Consider the following 24,886-nt stretch of genomic DNA (forward strand, 5'->3'; position numbering starts at 1 on the left):
ATAGCTATTACTATTTTAATGAGCGCAAAGGAAGGGAATACAATGAGTATCCGTATTATTGTGAAAGAGCCGGATCCGGTACTGCGGGAAGTGGCCAAGGAAGTAACGAAATTTAACGATAATTTGAAAAAGCTGCTGAAGGATATGGCGGATACGATGTACGATGCCGAAGGCGTCGGCCTCGCCGCCCCGCAAATCGGCATTTCCAAGCGCGTTATCGTCGTCGATGTCGGGGACGAGAACGGCCTCGTCGAGATGGTGAATCCGGTTATCGTGGAGCAGGAGGGCGAGCAGCTCGGACCTGAGGGCTGTCTGAGCATCCCGAATTTGAACGGGGATGTTCTGCGTTCCGAACGCATCGTCGTCAAGGGGCAGGACAGCAGCGGACAGCCGATAACCGTCGAGGCGAGGGGCTATTTCGCGCGCGCGTTCCAGCATGAGGTCGATCATCTGAACGGTATCCTGTTCACGGATTTGGCGCAAAACGTTTTCGATATTACCGAAAGACAGAGAAAAGGCGGCGAATAGCTTCATGCGAATCGTATTTATGGGGACGCCGGAATTTGCCGTCCCTTCTTTAAAGCTGCTTGTGGAGCAGAACTATGACGTAGTCGCTGTCGTTACCCAGCCCGATAGGCCGAAGGGCCGCAAAAAAACGCTGACGCCGCCGCCTGTAAAGGAAGCGGCGTTGTCGCTTGGGCTGCCGGTGCTGCAGCCTGAGCGTATGAGGAGTGCGGAAGCGGTTGCTGCTGTGGCCGAGTATGAGCCCGACCTGATCGTTACGGCAGCTTACGGGCAAATTTTACCGAAGGCGGTGCTGGACCTGCCTCGACTCGGCTGTATCAACGTGCATGGCTCGCTGCTGCCGAAATACCGCGGCGGTGCGCCGATTCAGCGCTCCATTATCAATGGCGAAAGCTCGACCGGCGTTACGATCATGTATATGGCGGAAGGCCTCGACACGGGCGACATGATCAGCTCCGTCGAGCTTCCGATCACGGACGAGGATACCTCGGGCACTATGTTCGAGAAGCTTAGCGCGGCCGGAGCGGAGCTTCTGGGCGCGACGCTGCCTTCGATCATAGCGGGCGAAGCGGCAGCGGTGCCGCAGCAGAACGAGCTCGCCACATATGCGCCGAACCTGACCCGCGACGACGAGCGCATCGAGTGGGGCAAATCCGCACGGCAGCTCTTCAACCAGGTGCGGGGCTTGTCGCCGATGGCCGGCGCATTTACGTTTCTGCACGGCGAGGTGTTCAAGGTTTGGACCTGCGCTGTCCAGGACGGGGGCGGGCGTGCCGACGCGGCGCCCGGTACGGTGCTTGGCGCTGACGCAAGCGGCATCCGCGTACAGACCGGCGACGGGGTTCTCGTGCTGAAGGATATTCAGCCGGCCGGCAAACGGATGATGAACGCGGCGGACTGGCTGAAGGGCGCCAGGCTCGAAACGGGAACCCTGTTCGGCGACGGAGGTGCGGCATGACGGAAGAAGGCCGAAATCCGAATGACACCCGCGCCTCCTCCCCGAAGGCGGGCGCCGGACGTCCGCGCAGACGTCCTCCTGGCGGAAGCGGCCAGGCTGCTTCCGGCGCAGCGCCGCGCAAGGCGAAATCGCCGCGCGAGCTGGCGATGGATACGCTGGTGAAGGTGACGCAAACCGGAGCATACAGCAATCTGCAGCTTAATCGGACGCTGCAGGAGGCTCAGCTGCAGCGCGCGGACGCAGGTCTTGTGACGGAGCTGGTATACGGCACGATCCAAAGGCAGGCGACGCTCGATTATTGGCTGGGCCGTTTCGTTTCGAAAGGAATACATAAGCTGGAGCCTTGGGTACACCAGCTGCTGCGCATGAGCGCTTACCAGCTGCTCTATCTTGACCGCATTCCGGCTCACGCCGCGGTTAATGAAGCCGTAGCGATCGCCAAAAAACGCGGGCACGCCGGCATTTCGGGAATGGTCAACGGCGTGCTGCGGAGCATCGACCGGAATCGCGCCGAGCTGACGGTTTCCGGCATTACCGATCCGGATCCCGCGAAGCAAACGGCGCTTCGCCATTCCTATCCCGAATGGCTCGTCCGACGCTGGATCGAGGTTTATGGAGCGGAAACGGCCGAGGCAATATGCGAAGCCGGCAACGACCAGCCGCCAGCCAGCATTCGGGTTAATCCGCTGCGGACCAGCCGCGGGGAACTGATCGAAAGGCTGCGCGCAGACGGCCTGGATGCGGAGCCCTCCGCGGCGGCGCCGGCCGGAATTATCGTCCGGAGGGGCGGCAACTTGACGGAGCTGGACGGCTTCCGGGACGGGCTTTGGACGATGCAGGACATCAGTTCCATGCTCGTCGCAGAGGTCGTGGCGCCGCAGCCGGGCATGCAGGTGCTCGATTGCTGCGCCGCGCCGGGCGGCAAGAGCACCCACCTGGCCGAATTGATGGGCGGCAAAGGCAAAGTATGGGCCAATGACCTGCATGCTCACAAACGCGAACTGATCGCGGCGCAGTCGGAGCGCTTGAAGCTTCGTAATGTGGAAGCCATCACGGGAGATGCAATGAAGCTGGGCGAGCGGTTTAAACCGGGTTCTATGGATGCGGTGCTGCTTGACGCCCCGTGCTCGGGCTTTGGCGTGATCAAGCGAAAACCGGAGATCAAATGGACGAAGACGGCCGGCGACGTCACGGAAATCGCAGCGCTCCAGCAGCGCCTGCTGGATGCCGTATGCGGGCTCGTACGTCCCGGCGGCGTTCTTGTTTACAGCACCTGCACGATGGAGCCCGCCGAGAACGAAGAGCAGGTGGCCCGGTTTTTGCGGGAGCATCCCGAATTTGAGCTGGACGCGGGCTGGCCGGAGACGATCGCCCAGCAGCTGCGGAAGGCGGGCGTAGTCCGGGGGGAGTTTGCCGGGGAGGCGCAGCTTCTTCCGCAGCATTTTGACAGTGACGGCTTTTTTATCGCCAGGATGGTGAAAAGGGCCTAGATTGGGCTTATGGCTGACACTGGACGTTTGTGGTAAAATAAATCGATGGCGGCCCGGATTACCTATAAACCGCCCTACTATAAGGCACAGGTGTGATGAAATGAAACCATGTATTTATGATTTTACGCTCGAGCAGCTTCAGCAGTGGATGAAGGATAACGGCGAGCCTGCGTTCCGCGGAGGACAGCTGTTTGACTGGCTTTACGTGAAGCGCGTCAAGAGCTTTGAAGATATGTCCAACCTCCCGAAGTCTCTGAGAGACAAGCTGGAGGACAACTTTCAGCTGCTGACGCTGAATGAAATTACGAGGTTCGAATCCAAGGACGGCACCGTGAAGTTTCTGTTCGGCCTGCACGACTCGCACGCGATCGAAACGGTAATTATGCGCCATAATTACGGCAACAGCATATGCGTCACGACGCAGGTCGGCTGCCGGATCGGCTGCACGTTCTGCGCCTCCACGCTCGGCGGCCTGAAGCGGAATCTGACGGCCGGCGAAATCGTTGCCCAAGTCGTCACGGCTCAGCAGCTGCTCGACGCGACGGGAGAACGCGTATCCAGCATCGTCATTATGGGCTCCGGCGAGCCGTTCGAGAATTATGACGCTACAATGACCTTCCTTCGCCTGATGATTCATGAGAAGGGGCTCAATATCGGACAACGGCACATTACCGTTTCGACTAGCGGAATCGTTCCGAGCATTTACAAGTTCGCTGAGGAGAACACGCAAATCAACCTGGCGATATCGATACACGCGCCGAACGATGCGCTCCGCTCGAAGCTGATGCCGGTTAACCGCCGCTTCCCGTTCGAAGACGTGATGGCGGCTTGCCGCCATTACATCGCGAAGACCGGACGCAGAATTACGTTTGAATACGCGCTGATCGGCGGTGTCAACGACCGTCCTGAACATGCGCAGGAGCTGGCAGAGGTGCTGAAGGACATGCTTTGCCACGTGAACCTGATTCCGGTAAACCACGTTCCCGAACGTAAATATGTGCGTACGTCGCGCGATGATATTTTCGAGTTTCAGCGTGTGCTGGAGAGAAACAACGTCAGCGTCACGATCCGCAGGGAGCAAGGGCATGATATTGCGGCTGCCTGCGGCCAATTAAGAGCGAAACATATGGAGTCCCAGGCGAGGTGATGACGGATTGTTAACGGCAAACCGCAGTGATATCGGACGGGTTCGTCAAGTGAACGAGGACCAGGCGTGGGTAGGCCAGCTCGAGGGCGGGATAACGCTAGCCATCGTCGCCGACGGCATGGGCGGGCATCAAGCCGGGGACGTCGCGAGCCAGAAGGCGGTTGATGCGTTCCGGAGCATGCTTGAGCGCAGCACTTTCCGGCACGATCTTACCGAGCAGGAAGGCAAAATGCTCATTCGCCAAGCGATATCGCAGGCGAACGACGCCGTATATGAGCTGGCTTCCCGCAACGAGCACTACCATAATATGGGGACGACGATTGTCGCTGCGTTAGTGAGGAAGGACAAAGCGATTATCGGACATGTCGGCGACAGCCGGGCATACAAAATCTCCGGAGGCATGATTACGCAAATCACGAACGACCATACGCTCGTCAACGAGCTGCTCAAATCCGGGCAGCTAAGCCCGGAGGAGGCCGCCCGTCATCCGAGAAGGAACGTGCTTACCCGCGCAGTAGGGACCGATTCCCACGTCGAGATTGACGTTCAAGCGGTCGACTGGTCGTCAAGCGACGTACTGCTGCTTTGCAGCGACGGCTTGTCGAACATGGTAAGCGACCAGGAGATGCTGCAGACGGTCATGTCGGAGCAGCTGGGGCTGGAAGCGAAGGCTGACCAGCTCATTCAGCTCGCCCTGCATGCCGGCGGTGACGACAACATTACCGTCGTTATTTTGCAGGAAGCGTCTCCCGCGAATCGAGAGGGGTGATGAGTATGATCGGACATGACCTTGGCGGTCGTTATGAAATTTTGACGCGCATCGGCGGCGGCGGAATGGCGCTCGTCTATAAAGCGCATGACGTTCTCCTTAACCGGAAGGTAGCGGTTAAGGTGCTGCGGCAGCAATTCGTCCATGACGAGGAATTTATCCGCCGCTTCCGCCGCGAGGCGCAATCGGCAGCCGCGCTTTCTCATCCGAACGTAGTAAGCATTTATGATGTCGGTCAGGAAGACGATAACCATTATATTGTTATGGAATACGTGGAGGGGCAAAACCTAAACGAAGTGATCGGGGAGCGGGCGCCGCTTCAGGCAAGCGAAGCGGTGCGAATCGGCATACAAATCGCCGACGCACTCGACCACGCGCACCAGAATCATATTATTCATCGGGATATCAAGCCTCATAATATATTAATCGGCAACAATGGAAGGGTAAAGGTAACGGATTTCGGAATTGCGAGGGCGGTCACTTCGTCTACGATTACGCAAACCGGCTCGGTTATCGGCTCGGTGCATTATTTTTCCCCGGAGCATGCGAAGGGAATTAACGCCGGCGAGAAATCGGATATCTACTCGCTCGGCATCGTGCTTTACCAGATGCTGACGGGCAAGCTTCCGTTTCTGGGTGAAAGCCCGATCAGCGTGGCGCTTAAGCATTTGCAGGAGCCGTTCGAGGAGCCGCGCAAGGTTAATCCTCACATTCCGCAAAGCGTTGAGAACGTCATACTGAAGGCGATGCGCAAAAACCCGGTCGAGCGTTACGGCTCGGCGCACGAAATGCTGCTTGCTCTGGAGGGCTGCATGAATCCGGACCGGCTGAATGAGCCGAAGATTACGTTCACGAGCGTTAATGACATGGAGGAGACACGCGTCATGCCCGCCATCCGCGCCGAAATGCTCCCTGATGCAGGGAAGGAACGCATGGAGGCGGCCATTAGCTCGAATACGGACACGCAGCTGATTGAAAGCGAAGAAGAATACGTGAAGCCGAGGGGCTGGAAAAAGCCGCTCACCGTCGTAGGCGTGACGCTTCTTATCCTGGCGCTCATTATTTGGGGCTTTATTTGGCTGCTTGGCCGACTGGACGTAGCGGAGGTGGAAGTACCGTACGTCGTCGGCAGGACGGAGGCGGAAGCAAGGCAGATGATCGAGGCGGCCGGGCTTAAGGTCGAGGACCCCGTCATTCACGAGTTTAACAAGGATGTGCCTATCGATCAGGTCATCAGCCAGACGAAGATGAACATGAGAGTAAAGGAAGGCTCCCTGATTCAGCTGACCGTCAGCGACGGACCGGAGCTGGAGGAGCTTGGCGATTACGTCGGCAAGCCGATTCAGACGGCAATCGACGAGCTTACCGCTCTCGGGGTCGATGACAAGAGGATCCACATTGATCGCGTATTTAACGAGCAGACGCCGGAGACGGTGCTGCAGCAGACGCCGGGAGCCGGCGAGCAGTTTGATCCGGAGACGGCCGAGTTTACGTTCATGGTCAGCAAAGGGCGCGAAACCGTTCCGATGCCAAATCTGATCGGCACCAGCCTCGACGAGGCGAAGGATTTGCTCAAGGCAAGCGAGCTGGTTCTGGAGGATGCCGACATTTTGAACGAGCCGAGCTATATTCACCAGAAGGGCTACGTAATCAGCCAGAATCCTTTCGAGCCTAAGGAGCAGGTGGTCAAGGGCTCGAAAGTTTCGATCACGGTAAGCTCCGGCCCGCCGAAGGATGCGAAGGAGCACCTCTTCAACATTGTCATCTCTCCGGCCGAAGCAGGAAAAACGAGCGAAATCCGCATCGTTTATTCGGATGCCCGCGGCGAGGACATCGAGTGGGACAAACGGCAAATTACAGGCACGCAAACCTTCCCTGTCACGGTCGTATTGGCGCCTGACACGGAAGCGACAGTTACAGTCTATCGCGACAATCAATTCATCGATAGGAAATCCATTACGTACGAAGAACTGGCTCAAGGCGCCGACTCATCTACGCTCACGATTCCGGGCGCAGAGCCGCCGCCTACCGAAGAGCCGGCGCAAGCGGAGGTTGACGAAACCGATGAGGAAGCAAACCAAGAAGAGCAGCAGCAGCAGCCTTAATGCTGCAAGCAGCGGCGTCCAGTTGAAAGGGACGATCGTGAAAGCATTAAGCGGATATTATTACGTACGCGCGGAGGATGCGACGCCGAAAGCGGAGACGGTTCAGTGCCGCGCCCGGGGAGTCTTCAAAAACAAAGGAATTTCACCGCTTGTAGGGGACGAAGTGATGTTTAGCCTGACGGAGAACGGGGAAGGCACCGTCGAGGAAATTTTGCCTCGCACTTCGGAGCTGATCCGTCCTCCGGTGGCAAACGTCGATTTGGCCATCCTCGTTTTCTCGGTGACGGAGCCGTCGCTCAATTTGCAGCTATTAGACAAGTTTCTTGTTCATATCGAGCACGCCGGCATTCCGGCGGTGCTCTGTCTGAGCAAGCAGGATCTTGAAAATGACGGATTGGAAACGGAGGAGGCGCAAGCTGCGGCCGCCTCCGTTCAGCGTATATACCGGAAGCTAGGCTACGAGGTTTTCGGTACAAGCTCACGCCTTGGCGAAGGAGTCGATTCGCTGCACGAGCGGCTTAAAGGGCATGTAGCCGTCTTTGCCGGCCAATCGGGCGTAGGCAAATCCTCCTTGCTGAACGCGATCGTTCCCGGTTTGGAGCTGGAAACAAATGCGATCAGCAACAGGCTTGGCCGTGGAAAACATACGACCAGACATGTAGAGCTGATTGAAATCGGAGGCGGACTCGTTGCGGATACGCCGGGCTTCAGCCAGCTCGATTTCACGGAGCTCGGGATTGAGGATTTGGGCTACTGTTTTGTGGAAATGAGAGAGCTTTCGCCGGAATGCAAGTTCAGAGGCTGCACGCATGTGCACGAGCCCGGCTGCGCCGTGCTGGCAGCCGTCGAAGCCGGCGATATCGAGCCAAGCCGGCATGAGCATTACTTGCTGTTCATGGCCGAAATGAAAGAGAAAAAACGGAGGTACTGACAACTATGACGATTATCGCGCCTTCTATACTGTCGGCGAATTTTGCAAGGCTGGGGGAAGAAATTGCAGCCGTAGACGCGGCAGGGGCCGACTGGATTCACGTCGATGTGATGGATGGGCATTTTGTGCCGAATTTGACCTTCGGACCGCCGGTTATAGCGGCCGTGCGTTCCGCTACCAAGCTTCCCTTTGACGTTCATCTGATGATCGAGCGGCCGGAGCTGTCGCTTGCCGATTACATAGCCGCTGGAGCGGACCGGATTACGGTGCATGCCGAAGCGTGCGTGCATCTGCACAGAACGGTTCATTTCATTAAGGAAAAAGGTCTTCCTGCAGGCGTGGCGATCAACCCGGCTACGCCTGTTTCCGTGCTGGAGCCTATCCTGCACGATCTTGATCTCGTCCTGGTTATGACGGTTAACCCGGGGTTTGGCGGACAAGCGTTTATTCCGTATTCGCTTGAGAAATTGCGCCAGGTTAGAGCGATGCTGGCGGAGCGGGGACTGGACAAGGTCGACGTGCAGGTAGACGGAGGCGTCAATCCGATTACCGCGCCTCAGATCCGGGAAGCGGGCGCGAACGTGCTGGTCGCCGGCAATGCGGTATTTGCGGAGAAGGACCGCGCAGCGGCCATCGCCGCTCTGCGTTAGGCGGGAGACGCCATGAACGAACGCGTCAAAACGACGCTGTGGCTGATCGGCTATACGTTTTTAGCGGGGCTGATGCTGGCGATTTTCTCGATGCTGACGGAAATCTATAAGTATTTATTTTCGCTGCTCGCGTTATACATAGGGATCCGATTTTTCCGCAGATTCGAATCGCTCGGACTGCGGATCGCTTTCTTTGTTCTGGCTGTATTTTTCTACCTGGTCATCACGGTAGTCGTGCAAGCGGTGATCTATTTAAGGGATAATCCTCCGCCCGCAGCCTTGTAAGGATGGGCCCTCCCGGACACTCTCGCGATGGAATAGGACGAACCGGCAACGCATAGGATGGTTACATGAGCGAAGGGTTCTAGTCACGGTTCAATTCGATGAGCGTGTCTGAGGAGGGATGAGGCATGAAATTTTACACGATAAAACTGCCGAAGTTTTTGGGCGGATTCGTCAAGGCGATCTTGAACACCTTTCAAAAAAGTTAGATTCGGAAGCCGGAGCATCCTCTTCGGCCGCCGCGATCGTGAACATGAAAAAAAGCACCTGAGCGCTCAGGTGCTTTTGTCTATGGCCGGAGCCATCATTATACGCGGGTAACTTTACCGGATTTCAGTGCGCGAGCGCTGACATAAACACGTTTTGGCTTACCGTCAACGAGAATGCGAACCTTCTGCACGTTTACGCCCCAAGAACGACGAGTTTTGTTGTTAGCGTGGGAAACGTTGTTACCTGTACCAGGCGATTTACCTGTAAGAAAACATTTACGGGACATGACTACACCTCCTTTAAGATTTGCGGGTGCAAGCGATATTACATTTAAACACACTCGAATATCGTATCATAAACACGGTGACTGTTCAACCTAAATATGCGGACTTCTATAAAGGAGTCGTTTATAGTACAATGATACATAGTCCATAATACATATTGCAAGGGAGTGATTGTCCATGCCTTTACAGCTCAGCACCGAACTTGGTTCGATCCATGTCACCGATCACGCTATCTCCATTCTGGCAGGGTCGGCCGCTTTGGATTGTTATGGGCTTGTCGGAATGGCCTCTCGCAAACAGCTGAAGGACGGAATTGCCGAGCTGCTCGGCCGGGAAAACTTTACCCGCGGCGTGGAGGTCAGACGGGTAAACGAGAAGCTGCACATCGACTTGTATATCATCGTGAGCTACGGAACGAAAATTTCCGAAGTTGCGCATAACATCCAGTCGAAGGTGAAATATGTGCTGAATGAAGTAATCGGCCTTCAAGTGGAAGAAGTCCATATATTCGTGCAAGACGTTAGGGTATCGAAGTAACACAGGGAGGGAATTTTCGTTGAGTAAGCGCTCAATTAACGGATCTGATTTTGCTGCAATGGCACTGCTCGGCGCCGATCTATTACAACGTAACGCAGAATACGTTAACGCGTTGAATGTTTTTCCCGTCCCGGACGGTGACACAGGCACGAACATGAATTTGACGATGACCTCCGGGGTGCGCGAGCTTCGCGGCAAGCCGGCAGACGGCATCGGCAAAGCGACGGAAGCTTTGTCCAAGGGGCTGCTGATGGGCGCAAGGGGGAACTCCGGCGTCATTCTGTCTCAGCTTTTCCGGGGATTCTCCAAATCGCTGGCAGGGCTCGAGGAAGCGGGCGCGGCCCAAGTGGCCGCCGCGCTGCAGCAGGGCGTCGACATGGCCTACAAGGCGGTCGTCAAGCCTGTTGAGGGTACGATTCTTACGGTGGCGAAGGAGGCCGCCAAGCATGCGGTGCAGTTTGCGCGCAGATCGGGGGACGTTGCCGAGCTGCTGCGGGAAGTGCACGGGAAAGCGCATGAGACGCTGCAGCGCACGCCTGATTTGCTGCCGGTCCTTAAGCAGGTCGGAGTCGTCGATTCGGGCGGACAGGGCCTCGTTTATATTTATGAAGGATTCATGCGAAGCATGTCTGATAGCGAAGGGGAGCACGATTCCTATTCAATTCCGTCGGAGGCAGCTCCTCCGGAGGAGGTCGCCGTTCCTGCCGCGAGGCCGGCCGTTCCGCCGCTAAAGCGTGTTCAGGAGCCGATATCGTCGGCACAGTCGCGCTTGTCCACGGAGGCTATTGAATTCCTTTACGATATGGAATTTTTTATCAATCGGAAGTTATCTGGCACAAAAACGGCGTTTTTTGATGAATCCGCTTACAAGCGTGCGCTTGAAAAAGACGGGGACTCGATTCTCGTAATCGTAGAAGAGGATTTGATTAAGGTTCATGTTCACTCGCGCAAGCCGGGGGACGTTTTAAATGCATCGCTGCCGTACGGCGAGCTCATCGACATTCGCATCTTGAATATGCGCGAGCAGCATCGCGATTTGCTGGAACAGGAGCATTCGGAAGTGAGTGCAGCGGAGTATTCGTTTGCCGGACTGCTTGCGGGTGAGGACGTGCCCGTCACGCCGCCGGGACAAGTATTCGAACGTGCGCCGTTCGGCATTATAGCCGTTGCGATGGGAGACGGCATTGCGGATATTTTCCTCGATAACGAGGTTGATACCGTCTTGTCCGGGGGGCAGACGATGAATCCGAGCACGGAGGATTTCGTCAAGGCGATCGATGCGTTGTCGGCTGAGCATATTTATATTTTGCCGAATAACGGCAATATCATTTTGGCCGCCGAGCAGGCTGCCGAGCTGAGCGAGCGTGACGTGACGGTAATTCCTACAAGAACGATTCCGCAAGGTCTTGCGGCCGTGCTGGCTTTCAAGGAGGAGGAATCGGCCGAGCGCAACACCGCCTGGATGACGAACGCCGCCCGGCAGGTACTCTCCGGTCAGGTGACGAAGGCGGTCCGCGATACGGAGATCGAAGGGGTCAGCATCAAGGAAGGCGATTTTATCGGCATTAAGGAGAAAACGATCGTCGTGTCCGATGCCGGCCTGCTTCAGGCTTGCCGGGGGCTTGTCAGCAGCATGCTGGAGGACGGCGGAGATTTGCTTACGGTGCTTACAGGAGCGGAAGCCGATTCCGCAGAAACCGCTTCGCTGTGCGAGTGGATAGCCGAGCGTTATCCGGAGCTGGAGCTTGAGGTGCATAGGGGCGGCCAGCCGCTGTATCCATACGTGTTCGCCGTAGAATAACGGGATTCGTTTTTCATGTTGGAGGGGATTCATGGTGGGGAAAGTCCGAATTGTAACAGACAGTACGGCCGACATACCGGCTGACATCAGAGAGAAGCTTGGCATTACGATGGTACCGCTTAAAGTGCTTTTCGGCGAAGAGACTTATTTGGACGCCGTTACGATACACGCCGAACAATTTTATGAGAAGCTGGCGCATGCGCCTGTGCTGCCGACCACATCGCAGCCTTCGCCGCACGAGTTTTCGGAGGTGTATCAGCGCCTTCTGGATGAGGATGCCGATTCGCCGATTATTTCGATCCATCTGTCGGCCGCGCTCAGCGGTACTCATCAATCGGCGGTTATCGCGCAATCTATGCTGGAGGGCGGGGCGGACCTTACGATCGTCGATTCCAAGTCAGCTTCCTACGGATTTGGCCTATGTGTCGTGAAGGCGGCCGAAATGGCGCTGGCGGGCGAAACGAAGGAACGTATTTTGGAGGAGATCGCCCAACTGCAGCGCAATACGCAGCTTTATTTTCTCGTGGATTCGCTGGATTTTTTGCAGAAAGGCGGCCGTATCGGCAAGGCTTCCGCACTGATCGGCTCGATCTTGAACATTAAACCGATTTTATCGCTGGACAACGACGGGGTTGTGCTGGCGGTCGATAAGGTGCGCGGCACCAAAAAAGCGATGGCGCGCATTATCGAACTGCTGAAGCAGCAGTTCGGCGACGAACCGGTAAGCGCGACGATGGCATGGACGAATCCGAATCCGGCGGGTGATGAGCTGACAAGACTCGTGATCAGCGAATTTAATGTTCAGGCAATCAACTACACGACGGTAGGAACCGTCATCGGCACGCATACCGGACCGGGGACGTCAGCCGTGTTCATGCACAGGTTTTAACCGTATGATCAAGCTGGATCAAATTTCAGTTCGGCAAATCAAAGGCGTGAGCGCTCCCAAGGAACAAGAGCTTCACGCCTTTGGCGTGCATACCGTCCAGGATCTGATCGACTATTTTCCGTTTCGCTACGAGGATTACCGGATTCGGGAGCTGACGGACGTCAAGGATGGCGAAAAGGTAACGGTGCTCGGCCAGGTGCGGGGCGTTCCGCTTCTTCAGCGCTACGGCCGAAGCAAATCAAGGCTGACCTGCAAGGTCGAGGTGGGGAATTGGCTGATTACGGCCGTATGGTTTAACCGTCATTTCCTGCAGGATCAGCTGACCGCCGGACGCGAAATTATGCTGACGGGCAAGTGGGAGCAGCAGCGGCTCCAAATCACGGTTTCGGATTCGGAGTTTCCGGACAGCAGCCGCGCTGCCAAAACCGGTACGCTGCAGCCGGTATATTCTGTCGGCGGAGGCATTACGCAGGTCTGGATGCGCAAGACGATCCGCCAGGCCTTGACGCAATACGGCGCCATGCTGGAGGAACCGCTGCCGCTTGAGCTGCTGGAGAGGCATAAGCTGATGGGCAGGCGGGATGCCGTTATGCTCATTCATTTGCCGGAGGATACGCAAAAGGGACAAGCCGCCCGCAGGAGACTGGTGTACGAGGAGCTGTTTCTGTTTCAGTTAAAGCTGCAGGCATACCGCGCGCTGAACCGCAAGCGGGGTGATGGCATCGCCCACCGGATCGAGAGCGAAACGATCCGCCAGTTCGCCGCCTCGCTGCCTTTCGAGCTGACGGACGGGCAGAAGCAGGTGGTCAATGAAATATCGACCGATATGAGACGGCCCTCCTGTATGAACCGGCTGCTGCAGGGTGATGTCGGTTCGGGCAAAACGGTTGTTGCCGCTATCGGGCTTTACGTCACCGTCAAAGCCGGCCATCAGGGGGCGCTCATGGTGCCGACGGAAATTTTGGCCGAGCAGCATATGCGCTCGCTTCAGCGCCTATTCGCGTCCCACGGCATCGAGGTGGCGCTTCTGACCGGCAGCTTGACCGAGCGCAAGCGGCGGGATGTGCTTGCCGACCTGCAAATGGGCATGATCGATATCGTTGTCGGCACTCATGCGCTTATCCAGGAGGATGTGTTTTTCCGCAGTCTCGGGCTTGTTGTCGTGGACGAGCAGCACCGTTTCGGGGTTAACCAGCGCAGCGTGCTTAGGCGCAAAGGGCTCAATCCCGATGTGCTCACTATGACGGCTACGCCGATTCCGCGAACGATGGCGATCACCGCCTTCGGCGATATGGATGTATCGACGATCAAGGAAAGGCCGCACGGCCGTAAGCCGATTAAGACGTACTGGGTAAAGCACAGCATGATGGAGCGTGTTCAGGGCTTTATCCGCAAGGAGGTTGCCAAGGGACGGCAGGCGTATATCATCTGCCCGCTGATCGAGGAATCCGAAAAGCTGGACGTTCAAAACGCCATCGATCTGTACGTGCAAACGCAGCAGTCGTTTCCCGACCTGTGCGTCGGCCTGCTGCACGGCCGGATGTCGGCAGCGGAGAAGGAGTCGGTGATGGGGGCGTTCGGAGCAGGCGAATGCCAGGTGCTCGTCGCCACGACGGTCGTGGAGGTCGGCGTCGACGTTCCGAACGCGACGCTCATGATCATTATGGATGCGGAGCGCTTCGGCCTGTCGCAGCTTCATCAGCTGCGCGGCCGGGTGGGCCGGGGCGAGCACCAGTCCCACTGCATACTGGTCGCCGATCCGAAGTCGGAAACCGGCAAGGAGCGGATGAAGGTCATGACGGAAACCGACGACGGCTTTGAGGTATCCAGGCGGGATCTTGAAATCCGCGGCCCCGGCGATTTCTTCGGAACGAAGCAGAGCGGCCTGCCGGAGTTCCGGCTTGCCGATATGGCGGCGGACTACGAGGTGCTGGAGGAAGCCCGCGAGGATGCGGCCGAGCTGACCGGACGCGAGGAATTCTGGACGGAAGCGGCCTTCGAGAGATTGCGCCGGATGCTGCAGAACGATCCGTTTTTTCAAGGGGAGCAGCTCGACTAGGCAAGATTATCCGTTATTCGGCATATAGTCTAAAGATGGGAATGGATTGGACAGCCGGATGGAGGTGTCTGGAAGGTGAGTTACCAAAAATACGGTATTAAGCCCCAGCTTGTCGAACGCATCAAATATAAATTAAAAAACGCCGTTGTGAAGGATCGGATCAGGCAGCTGCTTGGTAACGTGACGAAGTATGATTTGCAGGACCGGCCGAAGGTGAGAAGGCTTGTGAAAGCGGCCGCCGTTATTTTGCAGGAGCAGCTTACCGATATGCAGGAAGAACAGATCGTGAACTTTGTGATGGCGCAAAAAATCGACCCCAACAACACGTTTCATCTGCTAAAGCTGTGGGGCATGTTTCGCTGACCTGTCGGGGTCGGCGATTTTTTTTTGCAGCGGACTCCGCTACCATAGCTTCAGCTGCTCGTCCAGGGCAAACGGCTCGATCAGCGAGCAATCGTCGTTGCGGACGCTGCCGACGGCTTTGCCTACCGGATATGCTGTCATCTCCTCCGAATCGTACGGCTGCAGCAGAGGCAGCAGCGTATCCGTGTCGGTTACGGAGCGGTCAAGCCACAGCAGCTCGTCCTCCCGCCTTAAAATGACCGGCATCCGGTCATGGATCGGCGCGACCAGGGCGTTCGGGGCCGTCGTCAGAATCGTGCAGGAGCTGATTTTGGCGCCATCAGGCGAAAGCCACGATTCGTAAAGGCCTGCCATGCTGAATATGCCGCCGCCTTTCAGAACGATGCGCATCGGCTGCTTGCCGGACGCCGTCGCCTTCCATTCATAGAAGCCGTCCGCCGGGATGAGGCAGCGTTTGCGGCGGAGCGGCTTGCCGAAGGCAGGCTTGGCCGCAGCCGTTTCCGAGCGGGCGTTGATCATTTGAAACCCGATCTTCGGATCGTTCGCCCAAGGAGGAACGAGTCCCCATTTGAGCTCGCCCAGACGGTTGCCCTTCCCGTCATTGACGACGGAGAGCACCATCTGGCTCGGCGCTACGTTATATTTGGGCCGGTGAAACGGCACCATCGTTTCGTCGATCATGTACCGGACCATCAATTCCTCAAGCGTAACGGTGAGCGTATATCTTCCGCACATGCCGATTCTCCTTTCGCCGTTTGTTTTTCTCTTCATTATACCCCGCAGGCGCGTATAAAGCATATGCCGCTCGTCAAGTATGATGATCCGCCGTGTGGAGGATACTGGAGAGAGAGGATACGCTTGTTGACGTTTTGTGAGGAAGGGGCTTGTCGGATGGACGACAAAAATCGGGCTGGCCTAGGCCGGCCGTCATTCGGCTATTGGCTCGGTCAGCTACTGGAGCTGCCGTCCGCAGCCTATCATTACGCTTTGGGCAAATTTGAAGCTTTAACCGCTTCGCAAGCGATGCTTGCCGAGGCCGTGCCGCTGGAGCTTCCCGCTGCCGCGGCTGCAAGGCTTACGGCCGCTTGGTCGAAGCTGGAAGCTTCGGCCGACCCCGCCGATGCGCCGGACTGGAGCGTGCAGGAGCAGGCGACGATCGAACGGATCCGTGCGGAGACGGCAGCCTGCAACCGGAATAACGTCACGCGCACCGAAGCTTACCGCTCGGTGTATTTCCGCACGCCCGAGCTGCATTGGTCACTGCTCGCGCATATGGTGTCCCGCAACGGCGGCTGGAACATGACGGATTTGCAGGGAGAGCTGCTGCCGCGGCTGCTCCTGACCGGGCAGAGAGAGGCGGTCTTCCTCTTCCTGGAGCAGGCGAATGCTTTCATCTTCCATGACGCCTATCCGCAGCTCAGGCTCTATGAATGGAGCCTTCGGGAAGGGAGGAGCTTGTTTCACCTGCTGCCGGCCTTCGGCGTGTCGAGATTCATGCTGCCGGTCTGGAAGCAGTTTTGGCGGGACCGGAATCCGGTCCCGCTGACGGTTGCCCTTATCGTGAACGAACAAAATTTTATCGAGCGGCGCATTGTGCAGCATCCCTTTTATAGTGAAGCAGTGCTTCATACGCTGTTTTTCGGCCTGCAATCCGTCCTGCAGCTGAACGGCGTCCTGTTTCCGTACGGGCGTCAGGAATCCGCCAAAGACGGTGCGACGCTTAAGCTTTCGGGGCTGATTCTGGAGCGATTCGAGCATTTGAAGGAGAGAATCGAGTTCGGCAAGCGGCTGTATGCGCTGCTCTTCGGCATTCCCCGCGTCCGCGAGGGAGCGCGCCGCTTCGCCGGGGCTGTGAAGCATACCGGCTCGCGTGCCGATTATGCCCCTCATTTGTTCGCGCGGACGCTTTGCGGGCCGCCCGAGACCGAGTATGCGGAGCGGCTGCTCGGCGGCCGGCTGAGGCAGGGGGCGAAGCCGCTGTACAGCCCCGAGCTCGGCGCAGCGTGGAGCGACCGGCCGCTCGTGCCGCCCGAACGGGGCGACTGGTTCCGCTTGGCTTCTGATGTCGCTCCTTACTTTCAGAAGCTGCCCCTGCCGCACATGTTCGAAATTTCGCATGAATACGGGTTTATGCTTAATAAGCTTGAGCTGGCCGTGCTGGCGGCGCAGCGGGAGAGCTAGGCTGCCGGCGCAAGGCTCCAGTGCCCGCGTCCGCGGCTTTTATTCCTCGATGTCCGCTCCTTCAATGTCGTTCATCGCAAACCATTCGCCGTCGACCATAAAACGGCCCTTCAGCTGATCGATGCGGTCCACAATGCCGATGACGGTCAGCTCCTCGGCGGGATGGAACAGCCTCATCGCGATTTGGCGGCGCTGCTGCAGCGACTCGCTCACGCAGCGGGCGACATGCTCCCATTCCTGCTCGTCAAGCTCGATACGCTGCCGAAGCCGAAGCGCCGCCTGCTGTTCGTTAATCGCGACCTTATGCTCCGGCAGCATCATGCGGCTCGATTCCCAAAGTCCATTTCCTTCCAGTTTCTTCCTCATTTATAGTGTCCTCCAATTTTCTCGGAGCGGTGCTGCGCCTGCCCTGCAGGAGTGATCGAAACCGCTCGTAAAATAGTAGCGTCACCGTATTTCCGTTTGAGGGCATCGGTCGCCCTCTCCAGCGCTGCATGCTTTTCCCGGTCGGGATCAAACAGCGAAAGCTGATATTCGTCGTCCGACGTCAGCTGCGAGAGGCTGACGCCGACCTTCCTGACGGGATTGCCGTCCCAATGCTTCAGCAGCAGCTCCACGGCCGCCCGGTACACCTGATTCGTTACGTTGGTCGGATCGCTCATTTTCATTTGGCGGCTGAAGCCGGTCGGCCGGTCGTAATCGGCTCCCATGCAGCCGACCGAAACGACATGCCCCATGTAGCCCTTGCCGCGGCAGCGCTGGCAGACGAGCTCGGTCAGCTCGAGCAGCACGACCTTGATCTCCTCCAGCTTTCCGTAATCGCGCGGCAGCGTCATCATATGGCCGACCGTCTGCGGCGCAACCTCATGGGTGCCGGGCTTGACGGGGCTGTCGTCGATCCCGTTGGCGATGCGCCAGTAAAGCTCGGCGTTAATATCGGAGTTTTTGCCGAATTTGCGCCTCATCATTTGCTTCAGCCGCTCCAGCGGCGTCTCTGCAAGCTTGCCGATCGTATCGATCCCCATCGCGTTAAAATGGCGGGTCATCCGGCTGCCCACCATAAACATTTTGCCGATCGGGAGCGTCCACAGCGTCTCGCTCAGCCGGTTCTTCGGCAGCTCGAACAGGCCTGAGCCGTTCTTCTTGGCATAATTGTCGCAGGCCGTCTTCGCCAAAATTTTGTTCTCGGCGATGCCGAAGCGGGTGTATACGCCGAGCTCCTCCTGAATGCGGGCCTGAATCATGCGGGCCAGCTCCGCCGGCGAGCCGTACAAATGCAGCGAGCCGGTGACGTCCAGAAATTGCTCGTCGATCGAATAAGGCTCAACCAGGTCGGTGAACGATTGATAAATGCTTGTGATCTTCATAGAGGTGTCGATGTACAGCTGCATGCGCGGCCGGATAATGACGAGCTCCGGGCATTTCGCCAGCGCATCCCCGAGACGCTCCGCGGTCGTGACGCCGGCCTTCTTGGCGATCGGGCAGGCGGCAAGGATAATGCCGGATCTGCGCTCCGGGTCGCCCGCAACGGCAACCGGCAAATGACGGTACTCGGGATGCTCCGCCTTCTCCACGGATGCATAGAAGGATTGGCAGTCGGCGAGCATGACGACCCTCTCAGAAGGCATTGGCGCCACCGCCTGCGGAGCTAGGCTGTTCGTTCGTTGTCATAAGGCTCATAGGGCTCCCCTCCGAATAGGAACGTTTGTTCTTATTATATACAGAACGCAAGTTCTTATTCTACAGGATTTTTGTGGTTATTATTGACATAAGCTGCAAGCTCGTCCCGTCAGCAGCAGGACGTGGATATTTTTTCTATGAGATGCAAAAGCTACAACTGTATTATGCGGCATTTTTGTCCGATAACTGTAGCCGCAGAGGGGCGTGAAGCTGTGCGAATTTTGAAAGGGTACGGAAAACCGAAGCAAAAAAAGGCGGTGGCGGCTCCCGGCCAGAAACTGGATGCTTATGAGAATAAGCCGGTCAGCACCAGGCTGGACGATACAGTCGATTTCATCGAAATGCTCTTCGGAGGAAACAGCGATCTGATCATTCGGCATTTCCGTGTGTTCGGCGAGCATCCTGCGGTTTTGGCCTATTTCTCGAATATGGCCGACCAGATAACGATAAATGTTGATATTTTGAAGCCGCTCATGTACAAGCCGTCCCATTTGGAAGGAAAGCCGGCGGAGCCGCCTCAGCTGATGGAGGTGCTGCTGAACGATGCGCTGTACAACAGTGAGGCCGTAAGGGAAACCGAGCTCGCCAAGCTGGCGAACGGTATTTTGCGGGGCGGCACGGTTGTAGCGATCGAAGGCAGCGGCGAGGTGCTCGTCATTGGCACCCGGAAAATCGAGAAGCGGGCGATCGACCAGCCGGCGACCGAGCAGGTCATCCGCGGTCCGCGCGAAGGCTTGATCGAGCAGCTCGGAACGAACATCGCGCTAATCCGCTACCGGCTGCAGTCCGCCGATCTGCGCATCCATTCGATGGAAATCGGGCGCCGGACGAATTCGAAGGTGGCCATCTGTTTTATGGAGGGCATTACCAATCCCGAGCTTGTAGAGGAAGTGAAGAAGCGCTTATCCAAAATCGATATCGATGCGGTGATGGATTCGGGTTACCTGGAGCAATTCATCGAGGATAACCATATATCCCCGTTTCCCCAGGTCCAGTATACGGAGCGGCCGGACAAAATCGTGGCGAACCTTCTCGAGGGCCGGGTCGCCATACTCGTGGACGGGTCGCCGCTCGCTCTGGTCGTACCGACGGTGTTCAGCCAGTTTTACCAGACCGTGGAGGACTATACCGAGCGGTTCCTGCTGATGAGCGCAATCCGGCTCGCCAGGCTGATCGCGCTCGTGTTCTCCCTCGTGTTTCCGTCGATCTACGTCTCGATCATTTCGTTTAACCCGGAGCTTATTCCGACGGAATTCGCGGTTGCCGTAGCCGGCGGCAGGGCAGGCGTTCCGTTCCCCGCCGTCATCGAGGTGCTCATTATCGAAACCTCGATGGAGGTGCTGCGGGAAGCGACGATCCGCCTGCCGCAGCAGGTAGGCGGGGCGCTGTCGATCGTAGGCGTGCTTGTCGTCGGCCAAGCGGCGGTCGCGGCGGGCTTTGCGAGCCCGATTACCGTCGTGATCATCGCGCTGACGACGATCGGATCGTTCGCGACGCCCGCTTACAATGCGGCACTGGCGCTGCGTCTGCTCCGGTTCCCGCTCATCGTCATGGCGGGGGTGTTCGGGCTTTACGGGGTCATGATCGGGCTGATCCTGATCGCAAACCATCTATTATCGTTAAAATCGTTTGGCGTTCCTTACTTAAGCCCGCTCGTTCCGGGAAATTTCCAGGGCATGAAGGATCTGATCGTCCGGGGGCCGCTCAGCTGGATGACGCGCCGCCCTTCCTTCCTCGGGCCGGTCGACGACAGGAAGCTGGGGGAGCAAACGGAAAAAACGCTCGAAGGCAATCTGATGGATACAGCGCAAGAAAACGGCAAGGAGGGATGAGCTGTGGAAGAGAAACGCCAGATTACGGCCATTCAGACGGCTGCTATTATAGTCAGCACGATTATCGGGGTAGGCGTTCTCCCGCTTCCGCTCTTCGCCGTTCGCGCGGGGGATTCGGCGGCGCCGCTGGTAACGCTGCTCGGCATGCTGCTGGCGATATGCGGTCTGGCGCTAATCGCGTGGCTGGGCATGCGCTTTCCGAACCAATCGATCATCCAGTACAGCGAGGCGATCATCGGCAAAATTCCGGCATGGCTCGGAAGCCTGCTCATCATCGTCTTTTTCGCCGTGCTGACGTCATTGGCGGCGAGGGAATTCGGGGAGGTCGTCGTCACTTCCGTTTTGAAAAGAACGCCTGTAGAAGTAACCGTTATCGTCATGCTGCTGCTTGCGGCCATTTCCACCCGGAAGAATATAACGACCTTTGCTTATCTCCATCATTTCTACTTTCCGCTGCTGCTGTTTCCCGGCATTCTGATTGTATTTCTATCCTTGAAAAATGCGGATGTCATTAATCTGCAGCCGGCATTCACGACCGGTTCTCCGGGGATATGGGCAGGGGTTCTGACGATCGCGGCCCTGTTCCAGGGCTCCTTTATTTTGACGATGGTCATTCCGGCGATGCGCAGGCCGGAAAGGGCGATGATCGCCAGCATGGGGGGATTAGCTCTCGCCGGGGGGCTGTATGTGGCCATCGTCGCGGCGGCGGTCAGCGTTTTCGGAGCGGAGGAAATCAAGAAGCTGCTGTGGCCGACGCTGGAGCTGGCGAAAGCGACCTCGCTGCCCGCCAACGTGCTGGAGCGGCTCGATGCGGCGTTTCTTGCGGTTTGGGTGACGGCCGTCTTTACGACGCTGCTGTCCAGCCATTTTTTGACGGTCCGCGCCACCGCCCATCTGTTCCGGATGGACGATCATAAGCTGTTTTCCTTTTTTCTGCTGCCGGTCGTATTTGTCATGGCGATGCTGCCGCAAAACATCGTCCAGATGTACGATATTATTGAAATTGTCGGGCGGTTCGGCTTAAGCATTACGATCCTGTATCCCGGCCTGCTGCTCCTGATTTCGATCTTCCGCAAGAAAAGAGGGGATGTCTCCTGAGGACCAGCCGCTTGTTCAAAACCGTCAGCTTGGCACTAGTTCTTTCCATGGCTGTTCCGCTGCTTACCGGCTGCTGGGACCGGCTCGAGCTTGAGGAGCGCGCGGTCGTGCTCGGCGTTTCCATCGATGTAGCGGGAGAGGAGGCGGAGGCGGAGGAGAGCGAGGTTTCCCATGTAGAGGGCTCGCTTCCCTTACCGGACCATGCTATGGTGCGCGTCGGCGTCCAGATCGCCCTGCCGGGCAGAATACCGCTTGGCCCCGGGGAGTCGGGCGGGGGAAAAGGGGATTCGTCGCAAACGGTATGGGTGATTGACGTTGTGGGGCATTCGATAGACGATGCCTTCATGAATTTGCAGCAGCAGGTGTCCAGCAAGCTTTTTTTCGGGCATTTGCGCGTCATCGTCATTTCCGAGGCGCTGGCGAGACGGGGGATGGACAACGTAAACGATTATTTCCGCCGAAATGCGGAAGTCCGCCGAATGGCCTGGATGATCGTCTCGAAGGGAAAAGCGCTCGATTTAATGAAGGCGGCTCCGAAGCTGGAGCGGGTTCCGACGCTGTATCTCATGTCCACTCTGGACGAGGGAGTGAAGCTGGGCAAGTTTCCGGAGGATTATATCGGCATTTACTGGAGCCATTCCTCCAAGAAGGGACAGGAGGGGTTTCTGCCGTATGTCCAAATGAAAAAAGAGCAGAACGTGGAAGTTAGCGGGCTTGCTTACTTTAGGAGCGATAAAATGGTCGGCGCGACCCAACCGATCGAGATCGCCGGATATTTGGGGCTGAAAGGCATTAATCCGGCAGGTTACCGGTCATTTATCAATGTGGCGAACAATTCGTTCGTATCGGCTGCCACGCAGCGCCGGTCAAGCATAAAACTTGAAATCAGGAACGGCGTCCCGCATTTTCGGATCGAAGTCGCGCTCGAAGTAAATATCGAGGAAAAAATCAAGCAGGAGGCGCACATTACTCCGGAGGTGATCCGGCTTATCCAGCAAAAGCAGGAGAAAAACTCCACTCTTTTTTATGAGAACATGCTTAAAAAGACACAGGAGAAGGGCTCGGACATCTTCGGCTTCGGGGAGCGCGTAAGAGCGAAAAAGCCGGGCTACTGGAACAGCGAAATCAAAACGAAGGAAGCTTGGCAGCGGATGTATAAGGATGTGACCTTCGACATCGTCGTCGCGGTGAACGTCCGCAGGATCGGGGCGAAAGCCTTGTAAGGCTTCCAGCTACTTGACGGGAGGAGGCGGTAAATCATGATCGTGGAAGGATATACGCTGCACTCCTTCGGCTATATCATTTTTTTGTGCTTGGTGAGCGGACTTGTCATGCTGCTCGTCGATGCCCGGGTCTACAAGGCGGAGGCCGCGGGCAAGCCGTACAAAGTATCGCGCGCGCTCGGCTGGGTGAATCTTGCGCTCGGCTTACTCCTGCTGCTGACGATGTTCATTTTCTATTAACCGGCCGAAAAGGTACATATTCACAGCCGGCATGCGCCAAAATAGAAGCAACATGGAAATGAAAGGTGCCGCTATGAACAAACAAAACGCAGAAGCGCATACGCCGCTCAGTCCGTCGCTGCAGGCAAACGTGCAGGCAATCCGCAGCCGGTTCGGCGAAAGCTCGGATGTGGTGATTCGGGTGTTCCGCAGCGATGCGGCTCCCGGCCGCAGGCTTGCCATCGCCTACGTGGATGGAATCGTAGATGCCGAAACGATTAACCGGAGCGTCATGGAGCCGCTCATGTCGCTTCAGCTTCCGGAGTATGTCATCGAGAAAGGGGCGCGGCTGCTTGAAGCGCTGCGCGGCTGCGTCGTCTCCGTCGGCTCCATGCGGGATATTCATACGCTGGATGAAGCGCTGCAGTATATGGCCGACGGGCTGTGCGTCATTATGGCGGACGGGAGCGCGGCCGCGCTGACGGCGGACGTGAACGGGGGCGAGGAGCGGTCCGTCGGCATTGCGCAAACCCAGACGGTCATCCGCGGACCGCAGTACGGCTTCGTCGAAAGCTTAAGGACGAATATCAGCCTGATCCGCCGGGTGATCCGCTCTTCCAGCCTGCATGTGCAAATCCACAAGGTCGGTAAGCAGACCCATACGAATGTAGCGGTGCTTTATGTGCACGGCATCGTCGATGAAGGCATCCTGAAGGAGGTGTACCGCAGGCTGGCCGCCATCGACATCGACGGCATTCTCGAAAGCGGTTATATCGAGGAGTTTATCCAGGATGAGACGTTTACGCTGTTTCCGACGCTTCTGAATACGGAGAGGCCGGATACGGTGGCAGCGGCTTTGCTGGAGGGCCGGGTAGCCATTATCGTGGACGGGACCCCGATCGCTTTGATGGCGCCGACGACCTTTTTCAGCTTTTTTCAATCGCCGGAGGACTTTTATCAGCGTTACGACATCGCGACATTCATCCGTGTCATCCGCTATGTGGCGTATGTGGTTTCCATGCTGCTGCCCGCCTTGTACATTGCGGTGACGACGTACCATCAGGAAATGCTGCCGACGACGCTTCTGATCAGCCTCGCCGCCCAGCGGGAGGGCATTCCGTTTCCCGGTCTGGTCGAGGCGCTGCTGATGGAGATGACCTTCGAGGTGCTGCGCGAAGCCGGCCTCAGGATGCCGAGAGCGATCGGCCCCGCGATTTCGATCGTTGGCGCTCTCGTGCTCGGCCAATCAGCCGTTCAGGCGGGCATCGTATCGGCGGGGATGGTCATCGTCGTATCGTTCACCGCCATCTCGAATTTCGTTATGCCGGAATTCAATATGGCGGCGACCTCCCGGATCATCCGGTTCGGCTTTATGCTAATGGCGGGCATGCTCGGCTTTTTCGGCATTTTCGTATCGGGGCTGTTCATGCTGATCCATCTGGCTTCGCTCCGGTCGTTCGGCGTGCCGTATATGTCGCCGCTGGCGCCCGGCGGAGCAGCGCAGGGGCTGTTCAGGGATATGTTTATCCGTATGCCGTGGTGGGCCATCGTCATGAGGCCGCTCGATATGAAAATGCGTAATCCGAAGCGGCGCCCGAACAAAAAAAAGCCGCCGGCGCAGCGCCATTCCGGCAAGCCTTGACGCGGGAGGAT

25 protein-coding genes are annotated in these 24,886 nt (G+C 57.3%); 21 read left to right on the forward strand and 4 right to left on the reverse strand.

Going from position 1 to position 24,886, the window contains the following annotated elements; genetic code table 11:
• The first annotated feature begins 42 nt into the window (after positions 1-42).
• The 10 genes from def to spoVM all read left to right on the forward strand — a co-directional run bounded on the left by def (position 43) and on the right by spoVM (position 9,066).
• The gene (def, locus tag KP806_RS02745) at positions 43-528 is read left to right on the forward strand and encodes a peptide deformylase (protein ID WP_224722009.1); all 486 of its coding nucleotides are present in this window, start codon (positions 43-45) and stop codon (positions 526-528) included.
• Positions 529-532: 4 nt separating this feature from the next.
• Positions 533-1,483 (forward strand): methionyl-tRNA formyltransferase, encoded by a 951-nt coding sequence (fmt, locus tag KP806_RS02750; protein ID WP_224722010.1) that lies wholly within the window; start codon positions 533-535, stop codon positions 1,481-1,483.
• 146 nt (positions 1,484-1,629) lie between these two features.
• Positions 1,630-2,973, forward strand: a complete 1,344-nt coding sequence (rsmB, locus tag KP806_RS02755; RefSeq protein ID WP_397376356.1) for a 16S rRNA (cytosine(967)-C(5))-methyltransferase RsmB — start codon at positions 1,630-1,632, stop codon at positions 2,971-2,973.
• A 100-nt stretch (positions 2,974-3,073) separates the two neighbouring features.
• Positions 3,074-4,120, forward strand: a complete 1,047-nt coding sequence (rlmN, locus tag KP806_RS02760; RefSeq protein WP_224722012.1) for a 23S rRNA (adenine(2503)-C(2))-methyltransferase RlmN — start codon at positions 3,074-3,076, stop codon at positions 4,118-4,120.
• A 7-nt stretch (positions 4,121-4,127) separates the two neighbouring features.
• On the forward strand, positions 4,128-4,889 hold the full coding sequence (locus KP806_RS02765) for a Stp1/IreP family PP2C-type Ser/Thr phosphatase (RefSeq protein ID WP_224722013.1): 762 nt from the start codon (positions 4,128-4,130) through the stop codon (positions 4,887-4,889).
• Positions 4,890-4,894: 5 nt separating this feature from the next.
• Complete coding sequence (gene pknB / locus KP806_RS02770) at positions 4,895-6,994, forward strand: Stk1 family PASTA domain-containing Ser/Thr kinase (protein WP_224722014.1); 2,100 nt, start codon at positions 4,895-4,897, stop codon at positions 6,992-6,994.
• Positions 6,954-7,925 carry a ribosome small subunit-dependent GTPase A gene (gene rsgA / locus KP806_RS02775; RefSeq protein ID WP_224722015.1) on the forward strand — a complete coding sequence of 324 codons (972 nt, stop codon included), beginning with the start codon at positions 6,954-6,956 and terminating at the stop codon, positions 7,923-7,925. Before pknB ends, rsgA begins: the two co-directional genes overlap by 41 nt.
• 5 nt (positions 7,926-7,930) lie before the next feature.
• On the forward strand, positions 7,931-8,575 hold the full coding sequence (gene rpe / locus KP806_RS02780; RefSeq protein WP_224722016.1) for a ribulose-phosphate 3-epimerase: 645 nt from the start codon (positions 7,931-7,933) through the stop codon (positions 8,573-8,575).
• Between the two features lie 12 nt (positions 8,576-8,587).
• Positions 8,588-8,860 (forward strand): hypothetical protein, encoded by a 273-nt coding sequence (locus KP806_RS02785; RefSeq protein WP_224722017.1) that lies wholly within the window; start codon positions 8,588-8,590, stop codon positions 8,858-8,860.
• A 125-nt stretch (positions 8,861-8,985) separates the two neighbouring features.
• Positions 8,986-9,066, forward strand: a complete 81-nt coding sequence (gene spoVM, locus KP806_RS02790) for a stage V sporulation protein SpoVM (RefSeq protein WP_040711006.1) — start codon at positions 8,986-8,988, stop codon at positions 9,064-9,066.
• Positions 9,067-9,164: 98 nt separating this feature from the next.
• Here spoVM and rpmB read toward each other — a convergent pair whose 3' ends face one another.
• Complete coding sequence (gene rpmB, locus KP806_RS02795) at positions 9,165-9,353, reverse strand: 50S ribosomal protein L28 (protein ID WP_137185270.1); 189 nt, start codon at positions 9,351-9,353, stop codon at positions 9,165-9,167.
• 175 nt (positions 9,354-9,528) lie between these two features.
• On the opposite strand from rpmB, the gene KP806_RS02800 reads away from it, so the two are divergent.
• The 5 genes from KP806_RS02800 (at position 9,529) to KP806_RS02820 (ending at position 15,000) form a co-directional block, all read left to right on the forward strand.
• Positions 9,529-9,888, forward strand: a complete 360-nt coding sequence (locus KP806_RS02800) for an Asp23/Gls24 family envelope stress response protein (RefSeq protein WP_224722018.1) — start codon at positions 9,529-9,531, stop codon at positions 9,886-9,888.
• 58 nt (positions 9,889-9,946) lie between these two features.
• Positions 9,947-11,689, forward strand: a complete 1,743-nt coding sequence (locus KP806_RS02805) for a DAK2 domain-containing protein (RefSeq protein WP_224722417.1) — start codon at positions 9,947-9,949, stop codon at positions 11,687-11,689.
• Positions 11,690-11,723: 34 nt separating this feature from the next.
• Positions 11,724-12,578: a DegV family protein gene (locus tag KP806_RS02810; protein WP_224722418.1), complete on the forward strand. Its 855-nt coding sequence runs from the start codon at positions 11,724-11,726 to the stop codon at positions 12,576-12,578.
• Between the two features lie 4 nt (positions 12,579-12,582).
• A complete protein-coding gene (gene recG, locus KP806_RS02815) occupies positions 12,583-14,637 on the forward strand; it encodes an ATP-dependent DNA helicase RecG (RefSeq protein WP_224722019.1) in 2,055 nt (684 codons plus the stop codon).
• Between the two features lie 75 nt (positions 14,638-14,712).
• Positions 14,713-15,000, forward strand: a complete 288-nt coding sequence (locus KP806_RS02820) for a stage VI sporulation protein F (protein ID WP_224722020.1) — start codon at positions 14,713-14,715, stop codon at positions 14,998-15,000.
• Between the two features lie 39 nt (positions 15,001-15,039).
• Here KP806_RS02820 and KP806_RS02825 read toward each other — a convergent pair whose 3' ends face one another.
• Complete coding sequence (locus tag KP806_RS02825) at positions 15,040-15,735, reverse strand: SOS response-associated peptidase (RefSeq protein ID WP_224722021.1); 696 nt, start codon at positions 15,733-15,735, stop codon at positions 15,040-15,042.
• Between the two features lie 156 nt (positions 15,736-15,891).
• Between KP806_RS02825 and KP806_RS02830 the strand changes: the two genes are divergently transcribed.
• Positions 15,892-17,181: a DUF2515 domain-containing protein gene (locus tag KP806_RS02830; RefSeq protein WP_224722022.1), complete on the forward strand. Its 1,290-nt coding sequence runs from the start codon at positions 15,892-15,894 to the stop codon at positions 17,179-17,181.
• Between the two features lie 39 nt (positions 17,182-17,220).
• Here the strand turns inward: KP806_RS02830 and KP806_RS02835 are convergent, their stop codons facing one another.
• Together KP806_RS02835 and KP806_RS02840 are read right to left on the reverse strand one after the other, a co-directional pair.
• Positions 17,221-17,547, reverse strand: coding sequence for a YolD-like family protein (locus KP806_RS02835; protein ID WP_224722023.1), 327 nt, complete (start codon positions 17,545-17,547; stop codon positions 17,221-17,223).
• Positions 17,544-18,809, reverse strand: coding sequence for a DNA polymerase IV (locus tag KP806_RS02840; RefSeq protein WP_224722024.1), 1,266 nt, complete (start codon positions 18,807-18,809; stop codon positions 17,544-17,546). Before KP806_RS02840 ends, KP806_RS02835 begins: the two co-directional genes overlap by 4 nt.
• 309 nt (positions 18,810-19,118) lie before the next feature.
• Here KP806_RS02840 and KP806_RS02845 point away from each other — a divergent pair, with 309 nt between their 5' ends.
• The 5 genes from KP806_RS02845 (at position 19,119) to KP806_RS02865 (ending at position 24,875) form a co-directional block, all read left to right on the forward strand.
• Positions 19,119-20,693 carry a spore germination protein gene (locus KP806_RS02845; protein WP_224722419.1) on the forward strand — a complete coding sequence of 525 codons (1,575 nt, stop codon included), beginning with the start codon at positions 19,119-19,121 and terminating at the stop codon, positions 20,691-20,693.
• A 3-nt stretch (positions 20,694-20,696) separates the two neighbouring features.
• Positions 20,697-21,791, forward strand: a complete 1,095-nt coding sequence (locus KP806_RS02850) for a GerAB/ArcD/ProY family transporter (RefSeq protein WP_224722025.1) — start codon at positions 20,697-20,699, stop codon at positions 21,789-21,791.
• An 11-nt stretch (positions 21,792-21,802) separates the two neighbouring features.
• A complete protein-coding gene (locus tag KP806_RS02855; RefSeq protein ID WP_224722026.1) occupies positions 21,803-23,014 on the forward strand; it encodes a Ger(x)C family spore germination protein in 1,212 nt (403 codons plus the stop codon).
• A gap of 36 nt (positions 23,015-23,050) precedes the next feature.
• The gene (locus tag KP806_RS02860; protein WP_224722027.1) at positions 23,051-23,254 is read left to right on the forward strand and encodes a CLC_0170 family protein; all 204 of its coding nucleotides are present in this window, start codon (positions 23,051-23,053) and stop codon (positions 23,252-23,254) included.
• A gap of 73 nt (positions 23,255-23,327) precedes the next feature.
• Positions 23,328-24,875, forward strand: coding sequence for a spore germination protein (locus tag KP806_RS02865; protein ID WP_224722028.1), 1,548 nt, complete (start codon positions 23,328-23,330; stop codon positions 24,873-24,875).
• The last annotated feature ends 11 nt before the right edge of the window (positions 24,876-24,886 follow it).

Source organism: Paenibacillus vietnamensis, from assembly GCF_020169515.1.
Taxonomy (GTDB): domain Bacteria; phylum Bacillota; class Bacilli; order Paenibacillales; family Paenibacillaceae; genus Pristimantibacillus; species Pristimantibacillus vietnamensis.